General features: G+C 52.2%; 4 protein-coding genes. 1 reads left to right on the forward strand and 3 read right to left on the reverse strand.

Annotation, left to right across the window (positions count from 1 at the left end; genetic code table 11):
- On the forward strand, positions 1 to 184 hold a 184-nt coding region (locus AC4FIA_RS17440), incomplete at its 5' end, for a hypothetical protein (RefSeq protein WP_490366888.1).
- Between the two features lie 540 nt (positions 185 to 724).
- Here the strand turns inward: AC4FIA_RS17440 and AC4FIA_RS17445 are convergent.
- From AC4FIA_RS17445 to AC4FIA_RS17455, 3 genes are all read right to left on the reverse strand, one after another.
- On the reverse strand, positions 725 to 1,747 hold the full coding sequence (locus AC4FIA_RS17445) for a lipid A deacylase LpxR family protein (protein ID WP_490366889.1): 1,023 nt from the start codon (positions 1,745 to 1,747) through the stop codon (positions 725 to 727).
- Between the two features lie 120 nt (positions 1,748 to 1,867).
- Positions 1,868 to 2,692, reverse strand: coding sequence for a substrate-binding periplasmic protein (locus AC4FIA_RS17450; RefSeq protein WP_199457378.1), 825 nt, complete (start codon positions 2,690 to 2,692; stop codon positions 1,868 to 1,870).
- A 106-nt stretch (positions 2,693 to 2,798) separates the two neighbouring features.
- On the reverse strand, positions 2,799 to 3,034 hold a 236-nt coding region (locus AC4FIA_RS17455; RefSeq protein ID WP_490366890.1), incomplete at its 5' end, for a GGDEF domain-containing protein.

Raw genomic sequence — 3,034 nt, forward strand, 5'->3', positions numbered from 1 at the left:
AATGGGTGGCAGGCTTCGTCTGGAATCAGTGGCAACCTTGGTCTGGAATACGCAGGCTGCAATCGCCTGGGCGGAAAACACGAACATAATCAGCATAAAAATCAGTGGCAAACGACGCAATTCAGGCACCCTCTTATCTGGAGTCATCAAAAGTTGCGGCCAAGGTAATGTGATCGATTTTTAATCGCCAGCAGGGTTTTGTTACTTTGTGTAAGGGCTTTGTCAAAAAGCTTGAAAGTGTCGATTTTCTGACAGCTTTTTCATTTACAAACAAATAGTTATCGTTACGTGATCTTTGCAGCACTAAGGTAAGTAATTTCCAGCATTCGGACAACGATATAAGACAAAAGGTTAAGATTACTAACGGATCCCTGATGCCCGGAGACTAGTGAACACACTTACTGTTATTAACGGAGACTACGATTTCACTGGGTGTCCCAAAGGAGCCAGAAATGTCGAGTTGATCTTACCCTAGGATTTGGGACCATCTAAGGATTGAGATGGACTTACCCCGGTGCATTACACACTCCTGGCCTATATTGAGGACAGGTCAAAACTACCCATGCCGAAGGCTTCTGACTGATTAACCGAGTAAGAACGGAGTTTGTTGCCCGCAAAAATCACGGCCAAAACCGACTAGAAAATGCCTGCTCGAATGTCCGCTTTTGTTTAAGCGGGAACAAGCGCCACCACATCCCGTAAGCAACGGTCAAAACCGACCTTTCTATATTGCCCAAGAAACTGACAGTGTTCCAAAGCTGAAGTTGTCTTTATGGCGCTCGTCTTCGCTGGTCGAGGCACGCAATGTGACCGCGGCCAGCAGGTGATCCCACTGCCAGGTAGCGCCCAGACCAAGCTGACCAATCAGCGGCCCTTCGTCAAAACGATAAGCCCCGGCATTGTCGTCGATGTAGGAATAGCCTACATACTCCACACCCAGCCCCACATATACTGACCAGCTACTGCCTGAATCCTTGAACGAGCCCGGCAAAGCGATGGTTGAGGATGTACCAGCGTAGTCTGGCACAAAGTTTATAGGAAGGTGTCTGCCAAGCTGCCAGACCAACCCGGTTTTAGCGGAGGTCCGAAAACTCGACAGTAGTCCGGATCCAACCACCGACACACGCTGTTCAATGTTGCCGCCCTGCCCGAGTTGCAGGAGTTTTCGGCCATGCGCAGCCTGAATGCCACCCACCACATCGGTTCCAAGCTGACTCCCCCACCCTTGCGGCTTGTCGCTTCCAGTGGCTTTGTGCACCCATTTCTGAACCGACTCGGCACCACTCTCAGGCCCAAAAACACCGATGTGAGCACCAAAGCCGGTCATCGTATCGGCGTTCCAGCTCCAGAGTGTGCCGCTGAGCGACAGGTGGCCGGCATAGGGAATGTCGTCGAACTGCGGATCTTCAACCGTAATATCTTCAGGTGTGACCATGAATTGCCGCAAACTCAGGCTTACCGCCTGCTTTGAATCGACAGTTCCAATACCTGGCAGAAAGCGCAGCTCATCACGCAGAACCCGGGCAAATTTTGCTGACCTTCCATCGCTCTCGTCAGCGGTGTCCGTCAGATACGACAACCGCACCCCGTTTGTATAGCCGCGATCGGTTCCGGTAAGCAGGTCGTTATCCCAGGACAGGTTCACGACTTCAGCCTTCAGGTTGGTTGGGAAAACACTAATGACGAAAAACAGCAGGAGGGCACATCCGCAGCGACAACTCAAATCCAGTCTCTCCGGTTGATACAAGAGTTAACGAGCATGGCCTATGTCGAGTCATACCGTTACAACGGCCATTCAATCAGATGTGCATACTAAGTCGCTTTCCCTCTCTTTTCTAGTTCCCTCCCATCGACGCCATCAGGTTTCCTAGCACCCGTCAAAGCGTGGCCGAAACAGCTTCAGATCCAACGTATTATCAGAGGGGGCTTCGGTGGCCAGCCATTTCTCGACAATCTCTTGAAACTCCCCACTGGCCCACAAAGCGCGAAGCCCTTCATTCAATCGGTAGCGGAGGATGTTTGATCGAGGATTCTTGTGGCCAAAGAGTACGTGGTAATAGCTGCTTTTAAAGGGCTTGGGGGCAAACGTAAGTTCCTTCGCTTCCTCTGGCGTCATCCACTGATCAATCATCGCCATGCCAACCAGGGGATCCATCGGAAACAAATCAATGCGTCCGGCTAACAGTTTCCGGAAATTGGCCTCGTCCGATGTGGTCACATCCACGCTCACAGTGCCTCGGCCCACAAGGCTCGCGAGCTTTTCGTTGTAGCTATAGTCCTGGGTAGCGCCTATGGACATCCCCTCCAGATCTTCAGCCGACGCCCAGTCAAACTGCAAAGCATGCCGATGGTAAAACACATATTGATACGGAAGAACTCCGGCTGAATAAAGAAAGTCGTCTGACCGCTGTTCCACACACGACCAGGCCGCCGTTCCATCGAACTGCCCGGCCTTCGCGAGCATCAAAGCCCGGGACCAGGGATAGAATGTGAAATGGGTCTTCAGCCCCTGAGTCGCATAGGCCTGAGTGATCAACTCGGCGAGCAGCCCATTATCATCGGCGGATTCATCAAAGTACGGTGGCCAGTGTCCAGTGGTAAGCCGAACCGTATCGGAGGCTTGGAGATGCGGGGCAAGTAAAGCTGAAAAGGTGAAAAGTAAACATGCGACCGTCCCTGGAAAACGTAGCAATAGATTAGGTTCCCTTTTGATCAATTAGTGTAAAAATGATTACCGTTTAAAGTAGTACAGACTTACACCTGACGCCACACGTCGAGCCGAACCACTCGTGGAGTCTCTACCTCACCCAAACCGCGGTTACCCGATTCCGACCCAGCGCTTTGCTTTGGTACATCGCCCTATCGGCCCGGCTAACGGCTGTGACAGCGTCATCTCCTTCGCGCAGATCCGTCACACCAATACTCACCGTGGCTTCCCCTTGTCCCCCATTGGCACCCAGCCCCCGACAGGTTTCCAACGCACCCCTTAAACACTCCGCCGTTTTCAGGGCATCACTGACGGTGCACTGCGGCA

It is taken from the genome of Thalassococcus sp. (assembly GCF_982780845.1).